Source organism: Chamaesiphon sp. OTE_20_metabat_361, assembly GCF_031364565.1.
On the sequence record NZ_JANLWO010000847.1, the window covers coordinates 1 to 2358 of the forward strand.

Genomic DNA, 2358 nt, shown 5'->3' on the forward strand with positions numbered 1-2358 from the left:
TTTGTTAAAAACCTGGAAAATAGCTTAAAATTGAGATAGTGACTGGTATGCCATTCTTCACGCAATGAAAACCCTAACCAAGACTGAATCTATCCGCCAACGGATTCTTGCTGGCGGGGAAAGATTTTGGAACCATCAAGATTTATCAGACTATCCCTCAGCCACCATCGCTAAAACTTTCACCCAATTGGTTAAAGAAGGCATCCTCCAACGGATCAGCAAGGGACATTACTACCATCCTCGCCCCACTCGATTTGGTTACAGCCAACCAGTTCGATCTGAATTACCCTACCAACTCACTCAAACCCACGTCTATCCAGCCGGAGTAAATGCTGCTAATTTACTCGGATTTACGACTCAAAATGCAATCGATGGAACTTTCGCCACTACTGCGAGTAGTCTACCGACAGCGTGGTTGGGACAAAGAGCCAAACTCTTTACCCGTCGTCCGAGTACCTGGGAGAATTTATCGGCTACCGAAGCAGCCTTACTAGACTTTTTACGATCGCGGGGGGAATGGAGCGACTTATCACCCGTAGAGACAAACCAGCAACTACTGAATCACTTTCGAGTCCCTGGACGATTCGAGCGATTGGTTGAAATCGCTCATGCCGAACCGCCGCGAGTTCGAGCGATGCTAGGAGCAATCGGACAGGAGTTGAAATATGCAAAGGACTTATTACAAAAGTTGAGAACGGGATTGAATCCTTACTCGCGGTTTGAATTTGGAAAATTGAGTACTCTCTGGTACGCCCAGGAGTGGCAAGCTAAATGAGACTTCATCAACATCCAGAATTTCGCGATGCAATCGTGGCAGCTAGCACCTACTTTGCGCCGAAGGGCATTTCTACCCAGTTAATCGAAAAGGATTACTATGTGACTGAAGCTCTGCGAATAATCGCGAGTAGGTGGCAAGGAGAAGTTATTTTCAAAGGGGGAACCAGTTTATCGAAAGGTTGGCAACTGATCGATCGATTTTCGGAAGATATCGATCTGTTCCTGAATAAACAAGCCTTTATGCCACCGTTGGGAGCCAATCGCGTAGACCGAGAATTGACCGAAATTGAAGCTGCTGTTGCTTTATATCCAGGATTAACTCTAGTAGATAAATTGGGAAATCGCAAGCGGGGCGCGAGTCGAAATAGCTATTTTGATTACCTGTCGATGTTTCAAGGAGCCGAAAGTATCTCACTGATTGCTCCACAAATTTTACTGGAAATGGGCACCCGCAGCGGTGACTATCCGATTCAGAAGATCGAACTCAGTTCCTATCTAGTGGACTTCCTGCGGGCGGTAGGCGAGAATTTGGGTACTGAGGAAGAAACTAGTTTTCCGATGCTCCTACTGGATTTTCGGCGCACTGCGATTGAAAAGTTGTTTGCCATCCACAGTCGAGTCGAGCAGTATATCGAGCGGGGAGAACGTTTGGGCAAGTATACTCGCCATTATTACGACCTCTACTGTTTATTTCAGCAATCAGAAGTCCGCACCCTATTAGAAAGTGGTGAGTATCAAGAACTCAAGTTAGATTGCGACAGGATTAGTCGGGCTAGTTTTGGCGATAGCTATACGCCGCCGCCAGAACTGAGTTTTCGGGATAGTTTTGCTCTATTCCCTGATTCAGAGTTGCAGTCTTATTTGAGTCAGGAATATACTCTGCAATGTCGGCCCTTATGTTATGGAGACTTTCCAACTTGGGAGGAAATAGTTGGTTGTTTTGAATCCTGTCGCGCTTGGCTGTAATGAGGAGTAATTATGGTTGAGATCGTCATTCAAAAGATAGTTCCTGTCACCGCTCCTGTCGTTGCTGTGGATAATCTCTGGGCGGAGTTTGGGCAGTTGAAGATCGCCGATAGCACCAGAAAACAGTATGTCAAAGCGATCGAGAATTTCTGTCAGTTCGCTTATAGTAGCTCTGCGACTTCAGAGAAGATTTCAGAATTTCTGACACTCGATCGATATGCGGCAATTGAGATGGTATTAAGGTATCGTCGTCACTCGATCGATAAAAAACTGGCACCTAGCACGATTAATGTCCGGCTGGCGGCGATTAAGAGTTTGGTGGAGATGGCGCGGAAGCTGGGTAAAACTACGATCGATCTGGGCGATATCGAGAGCATTCCCAGTGAAAGCTATCGCGATACTAGGGGCATTTCTGTCGAACAGTTTAAATCGATGTTGGAGGCGATCGATCCGAGTACATCGATCGGGGTGAGGGATTATGCGATTATGCTGTTATTCTGGGGGAATGCGCTCCGGCGGGGGGAAATTGCCAGTGCGAATATCGAGGATTTTTTGCCCCAGCAGCAGAAGTTAACGATTTTGGGGAAGGGGAAACGAGCGAAGGTGGCGATCGAT

At 46.8% G+C, this 2358-nt stretch carries 3 protein-coding genes; all 3 read left to right on the top strand.

Features of this window, described 5'->3' with window-relative positions:
- The first annotated feature begins 64 nt into the window (after positions 1-64).
- Positions 65-775, top strand: a complete 711-nt coding sequence (locus tag RMO35_RS23760; RefSeq protein WP_309744983.1) for a hypothetical protein — start codon at positions 65-67, stop codon at positions 773-775.
- Complete coding sequence (locus RMO35_RS23765) at positions 772-1743, top strand: nucleotidyl transferase AbiEii/AbiGii toxin family protein (RefSeq protein ID WP_309744985.1); 972 nt, start codon at positions 772-774, stop codon at positions 1741-1743. The genes RMO35_RS23760 and RMO35_RS23765 overlap by 4 nt, the downstream gene beginning before the upstream one ends.
- A gap of 12 nt (positions 1744-1755) precedes the next feature.
- A partial coding sequence (locus RMO35_RS23770) for a tyrosine-type recombinase/integrase (protein WP_396135722.1) occupies positions 1756-2358 on the top strand: 603 nt, incomplete at its 3' end.

What these genes read in the sequence shown, in the direction of transcription:
- RMO35_RS23760 (WP_309744983.1), top strand. Translation starts at nt 65, where the DNA reads ATGAAAACCCTAACCAAGACTGAATCTATCCGCCAACGGATTCTTGCT.
- RMO35_RS23765 (WP_309744985.1), top strand. Translation starts at nt 772, where the DNA reads ATGAGACTTCATCAACATCCAGAATTTCGCGATGCAATCGTGGCAGCT.